Below are 20,252 nucleotides of genomic sequence, written 5' to 3'. Positions count from 1 at the left end.
AGATAGGTATCCGTTCGACCTGACATTTCGTTTCAGATCGAAGTGTGGCGTCGCGTCGAAAACTCTCACAAGAACGCCGCGCGGTAGCCCCGCGCGGCGTTTTGTCTCAATAGACCTACTGACTACGGCCGGAGCAGTTAGCCGGCGGCTCGCAGGTTGACCTTGCCCTCCGCGAGAGACGTGAGCTTCTGGTCGGTCTTGCGTTCCTCATCGAGCGTCTTCTGCAGCACGGCCGCGCAGTCGGTGCGACCAAGCTGGCGAGCCCAGGCGATCAGACTTCCGTAGCGGGTCATCTCATAGTGTTCGGCGGCCTGCGCCGCATTGATCAGTGCTGCGTCCAGCACATGCTTGTCGGCGACCTCTCCCGTCACCTCGTCGGCTTCTGCGATGATGCCGTCGATCGCCGGGCAATCGACCGCCTTGATTTCGGCACCATGCATCTGGAAAACCTGCTCAAGGCGCTGAACATGCGTCCTGGTTTCATCAAGATGCGTCAGGAAACCCTGCTTTAGCTGCTTATCGGTCGCCTTGTCGGCCATTTTCGGCAACGCCTTCACAAGTTGTTTCTCGGCGTAATAGATGTCCTGAAGCTGATGCACGAACAGGTCGTTCATGGTTTTGATGTCTTTGGTAAACAGTCCCATCGCGGGTCCTTTCCGTTGTGGGAACACGCATGGCGCGAGCCGCCTGAGGCACACGCCGTCGTGCCGATGCCCGCGCTAACCGGCCTGTTTAGCGGACGTTCCTACGAAATCTATCCATGCGGTCCTGCCGCCTCGTGGAACACGAAAACACACGGCGAATTGACCAGACTGGGATGCATGCGCCGCGACTCACAATCCGCAAGGCGGGAACATATGTAGCCCATATGACAGTTACGACCGCCAAGGGCCAAGGCCTCGCTTGTCAAGGACTGCACAAGGCAACCGTTTTGCCTTATGGGTCTTCGCGCACGGTGCGCTTTGCCCGTCACCCGTCACCGCCCGTGACCGGGTCCTACTGAAATTGCAGTCCCGCCGGGAGGATGAATGCATCGGCTGCTGACCACGCTCGGGCGTGGCTTCAAGGAAAAGATCGGCTGGAAGCGGCTTGGGATCGCTGCGAGTCTCCTCATCATCGTGTTCGCGGTCACGACGCTGATCCGGACGCTGAAAGGCGTCGACACCAACATCATCCTGACGGCGCTCACCGAAATCGCACCGCATCGGATCGCGCTCGCTGCGCTCTGCGTAGTCGGTGCCTTCTGCACCCTGACCTTCTATGATTTCTTCGCATTGCGTACGATCGGCAAGACTCATGTCCCCTACCGCATTGCAGCGCTCTCCAGTTTCACGAGCTACACGATCGGTCACAATATTGGCGCCACCGTCTTCACGGGCGGCGCGATCCGCTTCCGGATCTATTCGGACTACGGCCTCACCGCGATAGATGTCGCAAAAATCTGCTTTCTGTCCGGGCTGACGTTCTGGCTCGGCAATCTGTTCGTGCTCGGCTTCGGCATGGCCTGGCACCCCGGGGCGGCCTCCGCGATGGACCTCTTGCCGCCAGCCATGAATCGGTTGATCGCAATCGGTTGCCTGGCCGGCATCGGCGTCTATTTCCTCTGGCTCCTGACCGGCGAGAAGCGCCGTGAGCTCGGTCAGAACGGATGGAAGGTGGTGCTGCCCTCCGCCAGGCTGACGCTGTTGCAGGTCCTGATCGGCGTGGTCGATCTCGGTTTCTGCGCGCTGGCCATGTACCTCCTGATGCCGACACAGCCGCATATCGATTTCATATCGCTGGCGGTGGTGTTCATCCTGGCGACGTTGCTCGGCTTCGCCAGCCATGCGCCGGGCTCGCTTGGCGTGTTCGACGCGGCGATGCTCGTGGCACTGCCGGAGTTCAGCAAGGAGCAGTTGCTGGCGACGCTGGTCGTGTTCCGCATCCTGTATTTTCTGATTCCTTTCGGGATTTCGATTTCGATTATGGGCATGCGCGAACTGTGGCTCAACGTGGTCCAACCCTGGCAGGAACGACGGAAACTCGGCGGGGCCTGCACGGCTTCGGCGACCGTGCGGCAACCAATCGAAGGCCAGCAGCGGATCAAGCGCCTGAAGCGGTAACGACGACGTTATCGCCCGCATCCTGGCGCCATGCCCTCGGAGAGCTCACTCTTATTTTTGCCTCATCGCTAACGTCAAACGCGCCATGACCCGATTTCTGGCTCGATTTTCGTTTTATTTGACAATCTGCACCACGTTGCTCGGCTCCGCGCTGGCGATGATCGCGGTGTCGGCCGCCGACGCGCAGACCGCCGGCAATTCGCCGCTGCAGATTTCCTGGGAGGTTCGCAACCGCTTTCGCCTGTTCCGCGAGGAACGCGACTTCCGCCTCCAGGTCGAGAGCGGGCTGGGCCGCAGCGTGCTGGCCTCGGAGCAGGCGCTCGAGTTGCAGAGCGACGGCCGCGGCTGGGCGCGCAACACCGTGAACCGGCTCTGCATCGACCTCCAGGGCCGCGTCAACGAGCCTTGCACCCGCGACAACGTCAAGGAGAGCTATCTGACGCCGATTGACCATTCGATCGTGGTCCGCCTCACCGGCCCGGTCCCGGTCGGCGCGACCTGCGCCTGGTCGTTCGACGACGGCGACGGGCCGCAATCCTCGACCTTCGACTGCGCCGAGCCGGTGAATCTGCGCGTTCGCTACGGCCGCGCCACCGTCGCGACCGTGGACGTCGCGAGCGGCTCGGAGGCGAACCAGCGCGTCTCGACCGAGATCGCGGTGCGAGATTTCCTCATCGCCGGTCTCGGCGACAGCATCGCCTCCGGCGAGGGCAATCCCGACCGCGCGATCGCGCTTTCCGACGAAGGATTCTGCTTCCGCTCCTATCTCGGCACGTCGCAGTATTACCGGCCGAGCCGCGCCGGCTACAAAGGCGGCCGGGCCTGCGAAGCCCCCGACAGTCTGGCGGTCTGGCAGCGGCAGAGCGCATTGTGGTTCAACTCGGCCTGCCACCGCTCGCTGTACAGCTATCAGACCCGCACGGCGCTGGCGCTTGCCGTGCAATATCCGCACATCGCTGTGACCTACCTGCCGCTGGCCTGCAGCGGCGCCACCATCTCCGACGGCCTGCTCGGCTCGCAGCGCGCGAAGGAATGCCTGCCGACGAAGTCGGCCACGACCTGCTCCGGCTCCGTCAGCGCCCAGGTATCGGAGTTGCGCGAGGCACTTGCCGATGCACAGCGGCGCCAGCCCGACCGCAGGCTCGACCTCGTGCTGCTGTCGATCGGCGCCAACGATATCTACTTCTCCGCCCTCGTAGCCGACGTGATCGTGGATACGCCGACCGAACGGACGCTGTTCAAGCGCGGCGGCTCGATGGCCTCAGTCGACGATGCCCGTTCGGCGTTGACGCGCGATCTGCCGTCCGGCTTCGCCAAGCTGCGCAACGCGTTGAAGCCCCTGGTCGGCGACCTCTCGCGCGTGATCTACACGACCTACGCCAATCCGACACTGGCCAATGGCGGCGCGCCCTGCCCCGGTGGCCGCGCCGGCTTCGACATTCACCCGTCTTTCAACGCCGATCCGCGGCGTCTCTCGGCTGTGTCGAATTTCGTCGAGAACGAATTCCTGCCTCAGTTGAAGGCGCTCGCGCTGTGTCAGTCGGGCATCATCTGTCGCAATCCGAATTCAGACCGCATGACCTTCGTCGATGCACATCAGGACGCGTTCGCAAACCACGGCTTCTGCGCGCGCGCCTCGACCGATCCGGAATTCGACCGCGACTGTTTCGCCGCCAACGGCAACAGCTTCGAGTCCGATATCGTGATCGCGGCCAACCAGCCGCTCAAGTGCGGCCGCAGCGCCGGCGAGTATCGCGCCTATCTGCCTCGCGCACGCTGGATCCGCGATGCCAATGACAGCTATTTCGCGGCCATGACCTATCCGCAGGCCCTGCCCTCCGCGATGCAACCAACCGATATTCACGACGCGACCTGGGGAATCCTGTCGGCGGTCTATGGCGGCGCCGTGCATCCGACCGCCGAAGGGCACGCCGTGATGGCGGATGCCGCGGTGCCTGCGGCCGCCAGCGTGCTTCAACTCGACACCGCTGTACCGGAAATCATTTCGCAGCCGGTCGCGCCGCTACCGATGCGGATTTCTCCGACGCGTTAAGGAGCTAATTCTTCGCCGGTGCCGCTGGCGCCGCGCCTTTCTTCGTCGCCGGCGGCGGCTTCATGGCGGCGGCCTGCGCCGGCAGATATTTGGCGATGATCGTTGGGTCAAGCTGTGCCATTGCGCTATCCGGCAGCCGGCTCCAGATCTCGTCCATGCCGAACAGCGAAATGCCCACATAACCGCGCATCGTCAGCGTTTGCCCGTCTGCGCTGAGCGTCATCTTCGCCTTGTAGACCTTGCCGTTGCGCGGATCGAGCACGTTGCCGCCTTCATAGACCAGCCGATTGCGCTTCATGTCGCGGATGAAGGGAATGCCGAGCCACGGCATGTCCTTGCGATCGTCGGTGCATTTCGAGCAGGTCGGATTGGGCTCATCCCCAGGCGACGAAATCATCTTTGCGATTATGCCTTCGTATAGGCCATTGCGCTCGATCACGAGGAACATCCCGACCGTCTTGCCGTCCTCGATCTTCTGCCAGAGCCCAGCGGCGCTCGGCTCCGCCGCCGACGCCGCAAGTGCCGGGACGACGAGGGCCGCAGCGATCGCAAACAGCAGCCGAAGCCTGGATAGCGCATTCCGCATCATCATCACCTGACCAATCGACAAAACGAATGCGCCAACACTACGGCCATTTCGCGCAGTGTTCCAGTGCCCGCGCGACAGCGGGCCGCAGGCCGCGCCTAATGCGCGGCCATCCGGACCATATTACTTACGGCTGGGATCAGTGGACGCCGAGCTTCTTCTGCAGGCTCGACGACGACGTCGTGTACTGGAACACCAGCCGCTTGTCCGGGTAGACATAGCGGTGCGCCTTTTGCGCCATCAGCGCTCCCTCGTGGAAGCCGGACAGGATCAGCTTCAGCTTGCCGGGATAGGTATTGATGTCACCGATCGCGAAGATGCCCGGCACATTGGTCTCGAAGGCCGCGGTGTCGACCGGCACGAGATTGTTCTCCAGCGCCACGCCCCAGTTCGCGACCGGGCCGAGTTTCATGGTGAGGCCGAAGAACGGCAGCAACGTATCGCAGGCGACGGTCGAGACCGCATTGTCGTTGGCCTTCATGACCGCGCCGGAGAGCTGGCCGCCCGCGCCTTCGAGGCTCGTGACCTGGCCGATCTTCAGGTCCATTTTTCCGGCGGCGACCAGTGCGCGCATCTGCTCGACGCTGTGCGGCGCCGCGCGAAAATCATCGCGCCGGTGCAGCAGCGTAATGCGCCTGGCGATCGGATGCAGATTGAGCGTCCAGTCGAGCGCCGAGTCGCCGCCGCCGACGATCAGGATGCTCTTGTCGCGGAACTGCTCCATCTTGCGCACGGCGTAGAACACCGACGTGCCCTCATAGGCCTCGATGCCAGGAACCGGCGGCCGCTTCGGCTGGAACGAGCCGCCGCCCGCCGAAATTACAACGACCTTGGCCTCGAATTCCTTGCCGGCATCGGTCTTCACGCGGAACAGCGGATCGCCGATCTTCTCGATCGTCTCCACCATCTCGTTGAGGTGGAAGGTGGGATTGAAGGGTTTGATCTGCTCCACGAGCTGATCGGTGAGGCCCTGGCCGGTGACGAAGGGGATTCCGGGAATGTCGTAGATCGGCTTCTCCGGATAGAGTTCAGCGCACTGGCCGCCGATCTTGTCGAGGATGTCGACCAGATGCGTTTTCATATCCAGCAGCCCCAGTTCGAACACGGCGAACAGTCCGCACGGGCCCGCGCCAATAATCAGCACATCGGTTTTGATCGCTTCGCTCATATCCGCTTCTTTTCGGTTGAAATGAACTGGGACGGCTTTCGCCTCTCCAGTCAAGCACTGCCGGATCGGGACATGCATAATAGGGACAGGGGCTGGCGCGGCAACCCCTTGCCGAGCTTCGACAAGTCGGCTGTATGGACGGCAGACCGATGGAGATATCGCCTGTGAATGACCCGATCCGCGCCGGCGACGTGCCGCGCCTGGAAGACTTCCCCTACCGGCTTTCGGACAACGTCCGATTTGCGGATCTCGACCCGAACGGGCACGTCAATAACGCGGTCTATGCGAGCTATTTCGAAACCGGCCGCGTCACGCTGGTGAAGGACCGCAGCAACGGTCTGGTGCCGCCGGGGCTCGGCTGGATCATGGTGCGCCTCGACATCCATTTCCGCGCCGAGTTGCACTGGCCCGGCAAGATCGAGCTGGGGCTCGGCCTCGTCAAGTTCGGACGGACCTCGACCACGTTCGATCAGGTGGTGTTTTCCGAAGGACGCTGCGTGGCGTCGGCGAAGGCAATCACCGTCATGATCGACGAGGCGACGCGTAAGCCGACACCGCTGCCAGCCGAGGTCAAGCAGAACTTCCGGCGCTGGGTGCGTCGCGGCGTCAATCCCGACGGGGAATAAGTCTTCAGGCCTGCCGCTCCGGCGTCGACACGATCAAACCGTCGAGATCGTCGGTCACCTTGATCTGGCAGGACAGTCGCGAGTTCGGCCGCACATCAAAGCCGAAATCCAGCATGTCCTCTTCCATCGGCGAAGGAGCACCGACTTTCTGGCGCCAGGCTTCGTCGACATAGACGTGGCAGGTCGCGCACGCGCAGGCGCCGCCGCATTCGGCTTCAATGCCGGGAATCGCATTGCGGATCGCCCCTTCCATGACGGTCGCGCCGTTCTCGATATCGATGGTGCGTTTCTCGCCGGAATGGTCGATGAAGTGGATTTTAGCCATGGTCGCTCATGCTGCCGGAATACGCCGGACGATGGATGGAAGGTCCCCGGCAGTCCCTATAACGGGTCGACCCGCGCTGCGCTAGCGCCGGGGGCGCGAAAAGCCGCCGGTCGGTTTGAATGGATGGTGAGCGGCTTGCAGTTCCCGGAAGCGCTCGAGCAGCATCAGCTGAGGATCAGGATCGGCGCAGCATCAGCGCGATCGCCGCCCGCGCCTCGGCGATGGTGGTCCCGAGCTCAGCAAGCGGTTCGGCCGGATCGGAACCCGTCGAGAACGCCGTCTCCAGCCGCGCGGCGGCGTCGGCGACGGCAAAGGCGCCAATGGCGCGCGCCGATCCTTTCAGCGTGTGGGCCTGCACGGCAGCCTGCGCCGGCAAGGCAGCGAGCTCGCTGAGAATCTGCGCAGACTGGGCCGAGAACATCCCCAGCACCTCCTGCTCCAGGGCGGAGTCGCCAAGCGTCATGCGCTGGAGGTGATCGAGATCGATCGGGCCATCATCGGGAGCGAGCGGCGGCGAAGGCATCCATTCAATCCGTTGGGCATGAAGCGGCATGGCCTGTCCAGTCGTCGCCACCGGGAGTATCCGGCGGCCGGTTGACTAGCCAATCACGAAACTGGTTAACGGAATGTTGTCGGGGGTGGCCGCACACCCGCCCGATTTAGGACATAATATTGACATAATCAGCGCTGCCACGAGGAATTTACAAGCAACCATAAGGCCTTATGGCACAAAGCTGTTAACGATGATTAAGAATGTCTTAATTGCGACCATTTCATTCGCATCGCTCAACCAATAGGATGTTTGAGGATGTAGCGGACAAGCCGCCGACGGGCAGGCTTGCGCTCCGCTGGGGGCACCGGCTTCGCGCTTGCGGGGGACGTTCGCAAGGTCGCCGACGCGCAAAATAGAAAATCGCAAGAGGGCTTGGACTGAACATGGCGAACAATCCCAAAAAGGTCAAAGATCCCACCGAAGTCGCGCTCTCTGCGATTCAGGAAGCCCTCAACATCGGCGAACAGAGCGCGGAAAACCGCAGTACCACCGACGACGATGCCACCCCGCCAAGTCCGCCCTCGGCAGCGCCCGACTTCTCGGCCACATCATTCGACTCCCGACCTGTCGCGGATCATCCGGTGTTCGAGCCGATCGACGAGCCGCGCAGCCCGCGCCGCGCCGCCAATGATGATCGCGAAACCATCGGCCAGCTGCTGCAGGCGCTGCAGAAGGGGCGCCCTACCCGCAACGTCTATACGCTCGCAACGCTTACAGCCGGCGTCTGGCTGATCGGCTGCGGCATCCTGGCGGCTGCCTTCCTGCCATCGCTGCAGGCCGCGATGGGCCAGAACGGCGGTGTGCTGGTGCTGACGGGCCTCTTGGCGCTATTCCTCGCACCGATCCTGCTGTTCTATTTCCTCGCGAGCCTCGCCTGGCGTGGCCAGGAGATGCGGATGATCGCGCAATCGATGGCGCAGGTCGCGATCCGCTTCTCCGAGCCCGAACACGCAGCCGCCGATTCCATGGTGACGGTCGGCCAGGCGATCCGCCGCGAGGTCGCGGCGATGGGCGACGGCGTCGAGCGCGCGATCGCGCGCGCCGGCGAACTCGAAACTCTCGTTGCCAACGAAGTCGCCGCGCTCGAACGCGCCTATTCCGACAATGAAGTACGCATCCGCGCTCTGCTGCAGGACATTGCCCATCAGCGTGACAATCTGGTCGGCCAGGCCGAGCAGGTGCGCAGCGCGATTTCCGGCGTGCAGATCGATCTGCGCCACGATATCGCGCTGATCTCGGATGCGATCGCCTCGCGCGTCGACGAGGTCGCCAAGAGCATCACCGGCGCGCTGGAAGAGCGCGGCCAGCACATCACGGCCGCACTGGGTCACGCGGGCGACAACATGATCCTCGCGCTCGGCGAGCGCGGGGGCGACCTGCTCGATCGCCTCGAGGAAGCGAGCGCCGAGACCACCCGCGCCGTGCTCGACGCCTCCGAGCGGCTGACCACCAGCCTCAACTTCAAGACCGGCCACGTTCACGACGAGTTCGTCGATCTGGCCGACCGCGTTCACGAGATGCTGAACGAGCGCATCGACCGCATCACCGGCGAGTTCGAGCAGCGGTCGGCGAACATCATCGAGGGCATCTCCGAGCGCACCGAGCACGTCCATGACTCGCTCAAGAATTCGTCCGACTCGCTGCTGCTGGAACTCGAGCTGCGCAGCAACGACCTCGTCAGCAAGATCGACGACGCCGGCGGCCGCCTCGCCGGCCAGATCATGAGCAGCGGCGACAAGGCGAGCGAGGCTCTCGACGTCACCGTCAATTCGCTGGTCGCCAGGGTGGTGAGCCAGACCGAGACCGCGCACGATTCCCTGTCGCTGCAGATGAGCGCGTTCGACGAGCTGGTGAAGAACCATGGCAGCGAGCTTGCCGAGAAGTTCGCGCGGGACTCCGGCACGCTCGGCGCGCTGATCACCCGCCACATCTCGGAGTTCGACCGCACCGTCAAGACCTTCGGCGGCGACATCGTCGAACGCATGGGCCAGCGGACCCAGGACATCGCCGACAGCCTGAAGAGCTATGTCGACACCTTCGATCACCGCGTGATGTCGAACAGCGGGCAGATTACCGCCTCGCTGGACCAGCGCCTGCTGCAATTCGAAACCACGCTTGGCAGCCGCGTCACCACTCTCGACGCCTCGCTGGACGACAAGCTCACGACCTTCGACAGTTCGATGTCGAGCAAGATCAGCTCACTCGACAACTCGCTGGACGGCCGGCTGAGCTTCCTCGACACGTCCCTCGACGACCACCTCAGGTCGTTGGATGATGCAATCGACGGCCGCCTCAGGACGCTTGAGGTCAACTTCGACACCCGCGCGAAGTCGGTCACCGAGACCATCGAGGGTCGCCTCGACACGCTAGCGACGTCGCTGACGGAAGGCGCCGCACAGGCGATCCAGTCGATCGACTCGCGCCTCGGCCTCCTCGGCGCGACCCTCACCGAGGGCACTGTGCAGGCGATCGCCGCAGTCGACCATCGCATCGGCAGCGTCACCGAAACCATCAACGGCCGCAGCGCGCACCTGACCGACACCATCTCGGCGCGATTCATGGACATTCAGCAGGGCATCGAGAGCCGGGTCGGCGCTATCGCCAGCGACATCGACACCCGCGTCGCGCAGTTCGAGGATCTGCTGGGCTCGCGCGTCGAGGCCGTCGCTGGTCGTATCGAGAGCAGCGGCCGGCAGGCCAGTGAAGACCTCATGGCGCGTGCGGAGCTGCTGTCGTCCGGCATCCGGTCCCATGTCGAGGACGCCGAACGCTCGCTTACCAATCTCGTGGTCAACACTGCCGAAACGATCCAGACCGGTGCGCGCACCGCACAGCAGGCGCTGCTCACGGTATCGACCGATGTCGGCGCCCAGCTCAAGCTGACGTCGTCCGAAGTCGAGAGCGTGCTCGCCGCCGTCGGCACCAACGCCGCCAATTCGGTCCTGACCAGCGCCCGCGACGCGCAGTCCATGCTGATCACGGCATCAGGCGACGTCACTTCCCAGATCAAGACTCTGTCTGATGATGTCGAGCGGACGCTGCAGGCGGCCGGCAGCGCCACTGCCGCGTCGGTGCTCTCGGGCGCCCGCGAGGCGCAGACCGTGCTGGTCAGTGCCTCCGCCGATACCGCAAACCAGGTCAAATCGCTCACGGCCGACGTCGAGCGCTCGCTCTCGCTGGTCGGCACGGCGACCGCCGAGGCCATCACGTCCGGCGCGCGCGAAGCGCAGACCACGCTGATCTCGGCCTCGTCCGACGTCACCAGGCAGGTCAAGTCGCTTGCCGTCGACGTCGAACGTTCGCTCTCGATGGCCGGCACCGCCACCGCCGAGGCTGTGGTCGCGAGCGCACGCGAGGCCCAGAGCACGCTGGCCGGCGCGTCCACCGAGGCCACCAATCTGGTCCGCACGCTGGCCGACGATGTGCAGCGCTCGCTGTCGATGACCGGCGCCGCCACCGCCGAGGCGATCACTTCCGGTGCGCGCGAGGCCCAGAACACCCTCGTCAATGTGTCCGCGGACACCGCGAGCAAGGTGTCCGCACTCGCCGCCGACATCCAGCGTTCGCTGTCGATGGTCGGCAACGGGACCGTGGAGACACTGACGGCCGGCGCTCGCGAGGCGCAGAACACCCTGGTCACCGCGTCGTCGGAAGCCGCCGACCACGTCAAGTCGCTGGCGATCGACGTCGAGCGCACGCTGACCGCGATCGGCGCAGATACCGCTCAGGCCATCCTTGGCAGCGCACGCGAGGCACAAAGCTCGTTCGCTGCGACCTCCTCCGAGGCGGCAACCCAGATCCGCGCGATCTCCGCCGAGATCGAACGTTCGCTCACCACCGCCGGCGCAGATACCGCCCAGGCCATCCTCGGCAGCGCACGCGAGGCACAAAGCTCGTTCGCTGCGACCTCCTCCGAGGCGGCGACCCAGATCCGCGCGATCTCCGCCGACATCGAACGTTCGCTCACCACCGCCGGTGCGGATACCGCACAGTCCATCCTTGCCAGCGCACGCGAGGCGCAAAGCACGTTCGCGGCCACCTCCTCGGACGCGGCAACCCAGATCCGCGCGGTGTCCACCGAGATCGAGCATTCGCTCACCGTGGTCACGGCCAAGACCACCGACAACATCCAGACGTCCGCGCAGAATGCGCAGGCATCGCTTGTCAGCATGTCCAACGAGGTCACCACCAAGGTCAAGACGACCTCCGCCGACATCGAACGTTCGGTGCTCGCCGCCTCCAGCGCGTTCGGCTCGACGATGACCGGAAAGACCGACGAGATCATCACCTATGTGCAGCAGCAGACCGATCGCCTGTCGCAGATGGTCGACGGCCGCCGCGGTTCGCTGATCGAGGCGCTCTCCGCCAAGGCGGGCCAGCTCGCGGGCGACATCGATCGCGCCACCGCGGACGCGCTGAAGGCGATCGAGTCGCGCGGCCAGACGTTCTCGCAATCGATGTTGACGCACGGCAACGATGTCGCGCGCAACATCACCTCGGCCGGCGATCTTGCGACCGGCGCGGTGGCGAAGTCGCTCAAGGATCTTGAACATGCCTCGCGCGCGGCCATCGACCAGTCGCGCCAGGTTTCAATCTCCGCCGTCACCGAGATGCAGGAGACCAGCAAGATCCTGCGCACCGACACGGTGGCGCTGTTCGAGCGACTGCGCGAGGGCAACATCCTTCTGCAGGAGGTGTTGACTGGCGCCCACGACAATCTCAACTCGCTGGAGCGCGCGCTCGTGACCCGGGTGGCCGACTTCGTGTCCGCCATGAACGACGTCACCTCGCGCAACGGCATTGCGACCCGGACGCTTGAAGATCAGTTGACGACGTTCAACAGCAAGACCGGCAAGGCGCTGGAGGACCTCGGCGAGCTCTCGGCCCAGTTCGAAACCCACGGCAAGGCACTGATCGAGGCGGCTGCCATGGTCGAGCAGGCCAATCGCAGCACCACCTCGTCGGTCACCGAGCGCAAGTCGGCGCTGGAGTCGCTGGTCACGACGATCGACCTGCGCACCACCGATCTCGACCAGCGGCTGTCGCGCTTCACCGGGCTGCTCGATGAATCGCTGGCCGCGGCCGAGGAGCGCGCCCGCGACATCGCCCGCGTGGTGGCGGAAACCGCCGGCGCCGGTTCGGCGGCGATCAGCCGGCAATTCGAGGCGGTGCGGCTCGCGGCCGAGAATGAGCGGCAGCAGACGCTCGACGCCATGAGCGAGCTGTACCAGCAGAGCAACACCGAGACCGACGCGATGTTCAGGGAATCGACGGAGAAGTTCTCCGCGATGGTCACGGCGATGAAGCAGATGGCCGCGGAGATGCACAACGAACTCGAGGTCACCCGCAACGAGCTGCGTCGCGGGGTGCTGGAAATGCCGCAGGAGGCCGCCGAGAACACCGCGCAGATGCGCAAGGTGATCGTCGACCAGATCGAGGCGCTGGCCGAACTGAACCGCATCGTCGCGCATCACGGCCGCGGGCTCGACGTCGTCAGCAGCAACCGAGGCAGCGCCCGCCAGGAGGAGTCGATCGCGGCAGCCGCGGGTGGCCGTGGCGAGGTGCGCATGCGGGACAGCGGGGGTAGCGCATCGACGCTTCCGCCGCCGGATCTCGGCATGCCGTCCTCGCGCCGCACCGAGGCGCCATCGGCTAACCCGGCGAGCTCCGATGGCGGCCGCGACGGCTGGCTGTCCGATCTGCTCAACCGCAGTAGTGATACGCCACCGCCCGTACCGAGCCGCGAGGTCCCGCGTGGCCGCCCGGCGCCACAGGCTGCAGCCAATCCGCTGGAGTCGCTGTCGCTCGACATCGCCCGGCTGATGGACCGCAACCTCGCCGCCGAGATGTGGGATCGCTACCAGCGCGGCGAGAACAAGGCATTCTCCAAGCGCCTGTATACGCCGGCGGGCCAGAAAGCCTTCGACGAGGTCGCGCGCAAGTATCGCGCCGACCGCGGCTTCAAGCAGACCGTCGACCGTTATATCGGCGAGTTCGAGCGTCTGCTCGATGACGTCGCCCGCGATGGCCGCGGCCAGCATGAACTGCGCAGCCACCTGATCTCGGAGACCGGGCTGGTCTACACGCTGCTCGCCCACGCGGCGGGACGGCTGGGATGAGCTGGCGAGGAACGATAGGCGAATAGAAAACGGAGGCCGAAAGGCCTCCGTTTTGGTCTTGAACCACAACAAACGGACGCGTGGACCTCGGCGGGACCCCCTGCGTCGCTTCCGATGCCCGCAATGACGGACTCGGCAACGCCGGAAAGCTACTCGCTACTCACCATCACATCACTGCCGCCGCCTGGGTGGCGCTGCCGGCGGTGCCGGCGCAGTCTCCGGCGCGCTGTTGTTGCTGCCGCCGAAGATCACCCGGCTCGGATTACGGTCGAAATTGTTCACGGCGCGGCTGATGTCGGACAGCGTCCTGCGGCTGTCGGCGATCAGCGCGCCGGAACGCTTGTCGAAATCCTCGGCGAGTTCGCGGATCGACTTCACCATCAGACTGAGTTCGCCACCGGCATTGCCGCCCGCGATCGCGTTCAACCCGAGCATCAGATTGTCGGCCTTGCCCATCACGCCATCGACCTTGAGCATGACGTTGTCGATCTTCTCCGAGTTGCGCGCGAGCGCCGAGGTGAAGGTCTCCAGATTGCGCAGCGAGTTCTTCACCGATTCCTGGTTATCGGCGACGATGCGGTTGACGTTCTGCAGAGTGGCGCGGATCGCCTCTGTAACGTCCTGCAACGCCCTCGGATCGGCGGTCAAAACCGGGATGCCGTCCTCGTCGAGCGGCGCCGGTGGGGCGGCCTCCTCGCCGCCCTTCAGCGAGATCGCGGCGACGCCGGTCAGTCCCTGGAATTCGAGGCCGACGAGCGTGTCCTTGCGGATCGGGGCGTTGTTCTCGACCATCGCAAGCGCGACCACGCGCCGCGGATTGTCGAGTTTTACTGAAACTACCTCCCCTATCCGGATACCGTTAAAATTGACGCTTCCGCCGTTGCGCAGACCTGACGCTGCGCCCTCGAAGATGACCCGCAAAGGGCTGCGCTGCTTGGTGGTGTGCAGGCTCTGGAACCACAGCACGAAGCCGAACGCGGCCGCGATCACCGCCACCGTGAAGACCCCGATCAGGACGTAGTTCGCCCGCGTTTCCATCAATTGCTCCGACGACCAGGCTCTCCGTCGCAGCCGCGCTGCATCAGAGCCGTCGAGTTTGTATGTTGGCGCATGATCTTTTCCGACGACCGGCCGCCACGTTTCGGGATCATGCGCTAGCTCACGACGGCCCGGGCGCGCTTGCCGTTGAAATATTGCTGCAACCAGGGATGCTGCGACGCCTTCATGTCGGCGATTGACCCCACTGCAATGATCTTACCGTTCCCTAGCACGGCGATACGATCACATGCAGTGTAAAGACTGTCGAGATCGTGGGTTACCATGAAAACGGTCAGGCCCAAAGTGCGCTGCAGGGTGCGAACCAGTTCATCGAAATCGCCAGCGCCGATCGGATCAAGGCCCGACGTGGGCTCGTCGAGGAAGACGAGCTCGGGATCGAGTGCGAGCGCTCGCGCCAGCGCGACGCGCTTGACCATGCCGCCGGAAAGCTCCGACGGATAGCGGTCGGCAACTTCGGGCTTCAGGCCGACCATCACGAGCTTGGCGACCATGATTTCGTCGAGCAGCCGCTGCGACACCCGGAGATATTCGCGCACCGGGAACTGGATATTCTGCCGCACCGTGAGTGAGGAGAACAGCGCGCCCTGCTGGAACAGGATGCCCCAGCGCCGCTCGATCGCGCGTCGCTCCGCGGAGCTTGCGGCATCGAGATCGACGCCGAACACCTCGATGCGGCCGGAGACTTTCGGCAAGAGCCCGATGATGGTGCGCGTCAGCACCGATTTGCCGGAGCCCGAGGGGCCGACGAAGCCCAGGATCTCGCCGCGCTTCACATCGAGGTCGAGGCCGTCGAGCACGCGCGTCTTGCCGAATTGAACCGTAATGTCGCGGACCCGGATGATGGCGTCTGATGCCCAATCGGACATGGTCAGATCCCGATCGACGCAAAGAAGATCGCAAACACGCCGTCCATCACGATCACGAAGAAGATGCCCTTCACCACCGACGACGTGGTGTGCTGTCCGAGCGATTCCGCCGAGCCCTGCACCGCCAGCCCCTCCACGCAGGCAACGATGCCGATCACCGCGGCCATGACGGGCGCCTTGACGAGGCCGACAATGAAATGATTGATCGAGATCGCGTCGCGCAGCCGCTGCAGGAACGCTTCCGGATCGACGCCGCCATAGAGCCAGGCCACCAGCCCGCCGCCATAGAGCGCGGCCATCGCGCCGAGAAAGGCGAGGATCGGCAGCGCCAGCACCAGAGCGAGCATGCGCGGCAGGATCAACACCTCGATCGGGTCGAATCCCATGGTGCGCAGCGCGTCGATCTCCTCGCGCATTTTCATCGAGCCGAGTTCGGCGGTGTAGGCGGAGCCCGAGCGGCCGGCGACCATGATTGCGACCAGGAGCACGCCGATCTCGCGCAGCACCAGCACGCCGAGCATATCAACCACGAAAATGTCGGCGCCGAACCTGCGGAAATGGAAGATGCCCTGTTGCGAGATGATGCAACCGATCAGAAAGGTGATCAGCACGACGATCGGCACCGCGCGCCAGCACACCTGCTCGAGATGATGCACGGTCGAGGTCAGGCGGAAGCTGCGCGGATGGATCAGTACATGGGCTGTCGCGGCCAGCACGGCGCCCAGCATGTCGACGAGCCCAACCACGGTGTCGCCGATGCCGACCACCGTGCGTCCGATCTGCTCGAACATGGTGGATAGCGAGACCCGATCGCCGTCGGCTGTTGGCGCAGTACCGACGCGGCTGACCTCGTCGACGAGACTCGAGTAGTTGGCCGAAAGCCCCGCGATCTCGGCTTCGGCGGTGGTGTCGCTGAGGCTGCGGCGCAGCCGCTCGATCAGCCACGCGCCAAACGTGTCGAGCCTTGAGACCTGCGAGACGTCGATGAAGATATGCGGGCGGCTGCCGCGCAGCTTCTCGGCGTCGGAGACGATCCTCTCGAGCGCGGGTGCAAAGGTGGCCGTCCAGTTGCCAGCGGCACACAACGCGAGTCCCTCGCCTTGGACTATCTGTTCCAATGTCGGGTCGCCGCTCACGTTTGCCCACCCCTCGGCTGGTTGGCCGCTCGGACACAGAGATCCGGCACCTCGGATTGCCTTGTCGAATCTGTCACTAACCAGTCATAGTTGATTGCGCCTCGCAAGCATACGGTTCAGGAAATTGTAGACTTTAAAATGACTTCCAACCCCTCCAGAGCGCTCGCTGCCCGCATCGAGCGCTGGCCGATCGCGGGCAGCTTCACGATCAGCCGCGGTGCCAAGACCGAAGCGGTGACCGTGGTGGCGGAGATCAGCCAGGGCGGCCTGACCGGCCGAGGCGAGTGTGTGCCCTATCCACGCTATGGCGAGACGCCGGACGCAACGCTCCAGGCAATTTGCGCGATGCAGGAACCCCTGGCTCTCGGCATGGACCGCAACGCCCTGCAGTCCAAAATGCCCGCCGGCGCCGCCCGTAACGCGCTGGATTGTGCAATGCTGGACCTTGAGGCCAAGATTGCCGGGCAGCGCATCTGGAACCTGCTCGGCCTCACTGCACCGCAGGCCTGCACCACCGCCTATACGATCTCGCTCGGCACATCAGAGGTGATGGCGGCGGCCGCCGCCAGGGCGGCGCACCGCCCGTTGCTCAAGGTCAAGCTCGGCGGCGAGGGCGACGGTTCGCGAATTGTGGCGGTGCGCAAGGCCGCGCCGAATTCCGAGCTGATCGTCGACGCCAACGAGGCGTGGACCGATGACAACCTTGCGGCCAACCTCGCCGCCTGCGCCGATGCCGGCGTGACCTTGATCGAGCAGCCGCTGCCAGCCGGCAACGACGAACCGCTCGCGCGCATCGGGCGCCCGGTCGCGGTCTGCGCCGACGAGAGCGTGCACGATCGCGCCTCGCTCGATCGCCTGCGCGGGCGCTATGACGCCGTCAACATCAAGCTCGACAAGACCGGCGGGCTCACCGAGGCGCTGGCGATGGCAGGCGCCGCGCGTGCGCTCGGCTTCGAGATCATGGTCGGCTGCATGGTGGCGACCTCGCTGTCGATGGCGCCGGCGATGCTGATCGCGCAAGCCGCGCGCTTCGTCGATCTCGACGGCCCGTTGCTTCTTGCGCGCGATCGCGACGACGGCCTGCGCTATGACGGCAGCCAGGTCTATCCGCCGGACGCCGCGCTCTGGGGATGATGGGTAAGCCTCTTGCGCGCGAGCCACATCACGAGCCCGCCCGAGGCCGCCATCGCGGCCATCATGTAATAGACGCCCAGCCCGTAGCGCGCATAGACCATGCCGCACAGGATCGAGGTGGCGCTCGCGACGATGCCGCCGCAGGCGGCGAGATAGCCCTGGCCCCGCGCGATCACGTGAGTGGGCACGTGATGCACCATCAGCCCCATGATGCCGACCTGGGTCAGCCCGAAGGTCAGCGCGTGGGCGAGCTGAACCACCGCCAGGATCGCGATCGGAGGATCCTGCGCCGTGATCGTCCAGCGTGCGACCGCGCTGGCCGCGGCGATCACGACCAGCATGGCAGGAGCCAGCGCAAATCGCGGCGACAGCGCGAACAACACGATCTCGGCGATCACGCCAAGCGCCCACAGGGCGGCGATGGTCAAGCCGCCGAAACCGGCCTGCTGCCAGGCGATCGAAGCGAAGATGTAATAGGCCGAGTGGCTGCTCTGGATCAGCGCCGAGGACACGATGATCGCGAGGAAGCCGGGATCGCGCAGCAGCTTTCGCCCGCCATGCGCCGGCGCCAGGGCCGCCGAGGGACGATCCAGCGGCCGCAGCGCAAGCCCGACGACCGCGCCAAGGACGGCCACACCGGCGATGATCCAGATCAGATGGACAGCCGCGACATAGCCGAGCAACAGCCCGCAAACCAGCGCGCCGACGACGAACGCAGCCGAGCCCCACAGCCGCAACGGTCCGTAATTGAGCCCGTAGCGCGCCACGCCGCGCAACGCATAGGCGTCCGTCAGCGGCACCATCGGGGTCCACACGCAGCAGGTCAGCACATAAACCGCGAGAACCAGCAACGGCTCGCGCTGAGTGCCAATCACAAGAAAGCCGAACGCGGTAGCGAATCCCGTGATGATGATCGCGCCGCGCAGCATCTGGAGTCGTTCGGCTGCACCGGTCACGAGCGGCAGCACAGTGAAGCGCGTCACTGGCGGAACAGCGGTGATCACGCCGATCCAGGCCGCATCGATTCCAATCGCCTTCAGCCACACGGTGAAAAACGGCAGGTGCGCGCCGGTCATGCCGAATAGCGTGGCGTAGAATGCCGCCAGGCGCGCCGCGAATCGCCTCGATGCAGCCTCGGTGATGGGGATTTGTGATTCGGACTGCATCAATTCAATTGCGATTCGCGCGATATCGTGGTGATCGTTATCTTAACGCGCAGTGATTTGCGCGAAGAGATTGTGATGGCCGAAGAAGCTTTCGCCCTGTCGCCGATTTCCGCCCGTGCGGCCCAGCCGAGCGAGGAGGACTATGTCGCGATCAGCGACGCCTTCATGGAGACCGCGCGGGGCCGCTGGTTTCTTGGCGAATATGCCAAGCGCAACCGCAATGCTGATACGCGCATGGTGCTCGATGCCGTGGCCCGGATCGAGGAAAGTCTTGGCGCGCAGCGGCAAGCCGCCATGGAGGCGATCCTCGACGAACGGCTGGAGGACGCGCTCGGCGGGTTGCGCGGCGCGATCGAGGCAGCCCAGGCCTCTGCTGTGGCCGCTCTCGACGATCTCGGCTTCGAACAGAAGCTTGCACCGGTACGCAAGGGCGTGCGGGTGCTCCGCGAAATCTCCTGGCGATTGCGCGAGATCGGCAATGACGGGCGGATTTGCGACATCATCGATTCGCAGATGAACGCCGTCGAGGCGAGCGCCGCTGAGGTCTCGCTGGACGAAGCCAAGGCGGTGCTGGATGCCGCCTTCGCCGGGCTCGCACGCCGGCTCTCCGAATTCGGAGAGAACGAAGCACCTGCGCCGTCGGCGGACACAGCGGTCGCGGGAGCGGCATCGCCCTCGCCGGCCCCGATGACCGAGAGCACGGCCATCGACATCGCGGCCGTCGAGGCGCCGCCGCCTGCACGGGAAGCTGTGATAGAGCCCATCCGCGCACCGGCGGCCGAAGCCGCGGCGCCCATGCCGACGCAACCGATCGACGCCGCGCTCGCGGAAGCCGAAGCCGCATTGGCCGAGGCCGAGGCAGCCGAGCTCGCCCGCGTCGCCGAAGAGGCCGCCGCCGATGCGCATGACGAAGCCATGCTCGATCTGATCGCGATGGAGATGGGCGCGCCCGATCCGACTGACTACGACGACGCCGAGATGATAGTCGATGAAGCGCATCTCGTCGCTGCGCCGCCGTTCGAATCAGGGATCGCGGCACAAGCGTCAGAGGCGGAGCCCGCGCGTGTGCCTGAACCGGTTGTCGCGCCGCCCGCGGCAAGGGTCGAGGCCGCCATTGCGGAATCGAAGGCCAATGACGCAGTGCCGCAAGCCGGCGTCGCGCCTGCTCGCGAACCCGCAATGGAAGTTTCGCTCGGCTCCACCATCATCGCGAGCGGCATCGTCAAGAAGCCGACCATCGCGGCCAACGACCCGCTCGCCTCGATCCGCCGCATGAGCCAGGCCGAGAAGATCGCGTTCTTCTCGTAACAGCGCATATTCGAACGCCGAGTTCACCAAAGAAAACGGGGCAGAGCGGGG

The 20,252-nt window shown here is 64.8% G+C and carries 15 protein-coding genes; 6 read left to right on the top strand and 9 right to left on the bottom strand.

Annotated features, from left to right (window positions below; genetic code table 11):
• Positions 1-137: 137 nt before the first annotated feature.
• On the bottom strand, positions 138-644 hold the full coding sequence (locus JQ553_RS23720) for a ferritin-like domain-containing protein (RefSeq protein ID WP_212502448.1): 507 nt from the start codon (positions 642-644) through the stop codon (positions 138-140).
• A gap of 384 nt (positions 645-1,028) precedes the next feature.
• Between JQ553_RS23720 and JQ553_RS23715 the strand changes: the two genes are divergently transcribed.
• Complete coding sequence (locus JQ553_RS23715) at positions 1,029-2,102, top strand: YbhN family protein (protein ID WP_212502447.1); 1,074 nt, start codon at positions 1,029-1,031, stop codon at positions 2,100-2,102.
• A 157-nt stretch (positions 2,103-2,259) separates the two neighbouring features.
• Entirely contained in the window at positions 2,260-4,155 is a 1,896-nt protein-coding gene (locus JQ553_RS23710; RefSeq protein ID WP_249144556.1) for a hypothetical protein, read from the top strand.
• Positions 4,156-4,159: 4 nt separating this feature from the next.
• On the opposite strand, the gene JQ553_RS23705 is transcribed toward JQ553_RS23710, so the two are convergent.
• Together JQ553_RS23705 and JQ553_RS23700 are read right to left on the bottom strand one after the other, a co-directional pair.
• Complete coding sequence (locus tag JQ553_RS23705; protein ID WP_212502446.1) at positions 4,160-4,741, bottom strand: DUF2147 domain-containing protein; 582 nt, start codon at positions 4,739-4,741, stop codon at positions 4,160-4,162.
• A 139-nt stretch (positions 4,742-4,880) separates the two neighbouring features.
• Complete coding sequence (locus JQ553_RS23700; protein ID WP_212502445.1) at positions 4,881-5,909, bottom strand: NAD(P)/FAD-dependent oxidoreductase; 1,029 nt, start codon at positions 5,907-5,909, stop codon at positions 4,881-4,883.
• 164 nt (positions 5,910-6,073) lie between these two features.
• On the opposite strand from JQ553_RS23700, the gene JQ553_RS23695 reads away from it, so the two are divergent.
• Positions 6,074-6,535 carry a thioesterase family protein gene (locus JQ553_RS23695; protein ID WP_312015189.1) on the top strand — a complete coding sequence of 154 codons (462 nt, stop codon included), beginning with the start codon at positions 6,074-6,076 and terminating at the stop codon, positions 6,533-6,535.
• 4 nt (positions 6,536-6,539) lie between these two features.
• On the opposite strand, the gene JQ553_RS23690 is transcribed toward JQ553_RS23695, so the two are convergent.
• Both JQ553_RS23690 and JQ553_RS23685 read right to left on the bottom strand, forming a co-directional pair.
• Positions 6,540-6,860, bottom strand: coding sequence for a 2Fe-2S iron-sulfur cluster-binding protein (locus JQ553_RS23690; protein ID WP_212502443.1), 321 nt, complete (start codon positions 6,858-6,860; stop codon positions 6,540-6,542).
• A gap of 175 nt (positions 6,861-7,035) precedes the next feature.
• Positions 7,036-7,383, bottom strand: a complete 348-nt coding sequence (locus tag JQ553_RS23685; RefSeq protein WP_249144544.1) for an Hpt domain-containing protein — start codon at positions 7,381-7,383, stop codon at positions 7,036-7,038.
• 413 nt (positions 7,384-7,796) lie between these two features.
• Here JQ553_RS23685 and JQ553_RS23680 point away from each other — a divergent pair, with 413 nt between their 5' ends.
• Complete coding sequence (locus JQ553_RS23680; RefSeq protein ID WP_212502441.1) at positions 7,797-13,532, top strand: hypothetical protein; 5,736 nt, start codon at positions 7,797-7,799, stop codon at positions 13,530-13,532.
• A gap of 171 nt (positions 13,533-13,703) precedes the next feature.
• On the opposite strand, the gene JQ553_RS23675 is transcribed toward JQ553_RS23680, so the two are convergent.
• The 3 genes from JQ553_RS23675 to JQ553_RS23665 form a co-directional block, all read right to left on the bottom strand.
• Positions 13,704-14,570: an MlaD family protein gene (locus JQ553_RS23675; RefSeq protein ID WP_212502440.1), complete on the bottom strand. Its 867-nt coding sequence runs from the start codon at positions 14,568-14,570 to the stop codon at positions 13,704-13,706.
• Positions 14,571-14,686: 116 nt separating this feature from the next.
• On the bottom strand, positions 14,687-15,457 hold the full coding sequence (locus JQ553_RS23670; RefSeq protein WP_212502439.1) for an ABC transporter ATP-binding protein: 771 nt from the start codon (positions 15,455-15,457) through the stop codon (positions 14,687-14,689).
• A gap of 2 nt (positions 15,458-15,459) precedes the next feature.
• Positions 15,460-16,593: an ABC transporter permease gene (locus JQ553_RS23665; RefSeq protein WP_212502438.1), complete on the bottom strand. Its 1,134-nt coding sequence runs from the start codon at positions 16,591-16,593 to the stop codon at positions 15,460-15,462.
• Between the two features lie 138 nt (positions 16,594-16,731).
• Here JQ553_RS23665 and dgcA point away from each other — a divergent pair, with 138 nt between their 5' ends.
• The gene (gene dgcA, locus JQ553_RS23660; protein ID WP_212502437.1) at positions 16,732-17,727 is read left to right on the top strand and encodes an N-acetyl-D-Glu racemase DgcA; all 996 of its coding nucleotides are present in this window, start codon (positions 16,732-16,734) and stop codon (positions 17,725-17,727) included.
• On the opposite strand, the gene JQ553_RS23655 is transcribed toward dgcA, so the two are convergent.
• Positions 17,697-18,893: an MFS transporter gene (locus JQ553_RS23655; RefSeq protein WP_212502436.1), complete on the bottom strand. Its 1,197-nt coding sequence runs from the start codon at positions 18,891-18,893 to the stop codon at positions 17,697-17,699. The two genes, dgcA and JQ553_RS23655, sit on opposite strands and share 31 nt — an antisense overlap.
• A gap of 75 nt (positions 18,894-18,968) precedes the next feature.
• Between JQ553_RS23655 and JQ553_RS23650 the strand changes: the two genes are divergently transcribed.
• Positions 18,969-20,201: a hypothetical protein gene (locus JQ553_RS23650; RefSeq protein WP_212502435.1), complete on the top strand. Its 1,233-nt coding sequence runs from the start codon at positions 18,969-18,971 to the stop codon at positions 20,199-20,201.
• Positions 20,202-20,252: the final 51 nt, after the last annotated feature.

Origin of the sequence: Bradyrhizobium lablabi, assembly GCF_018131005.1 — a bacterium.
In the GTDB taxonomy this organism is placed as follows: domain Bacteria; phylum Pseudomonadota; class Alphaproteobacteria; order Rhizobiales; family Xanthobacteraceae; genus Bradyrhizobium; species Bradyrhizobium lablabi_D.
The sequence above is the reverse complement of the archived record's forward strand: the minus strand, read 5'-3'. Positions and strand labels throughout refer to the sequence as shown.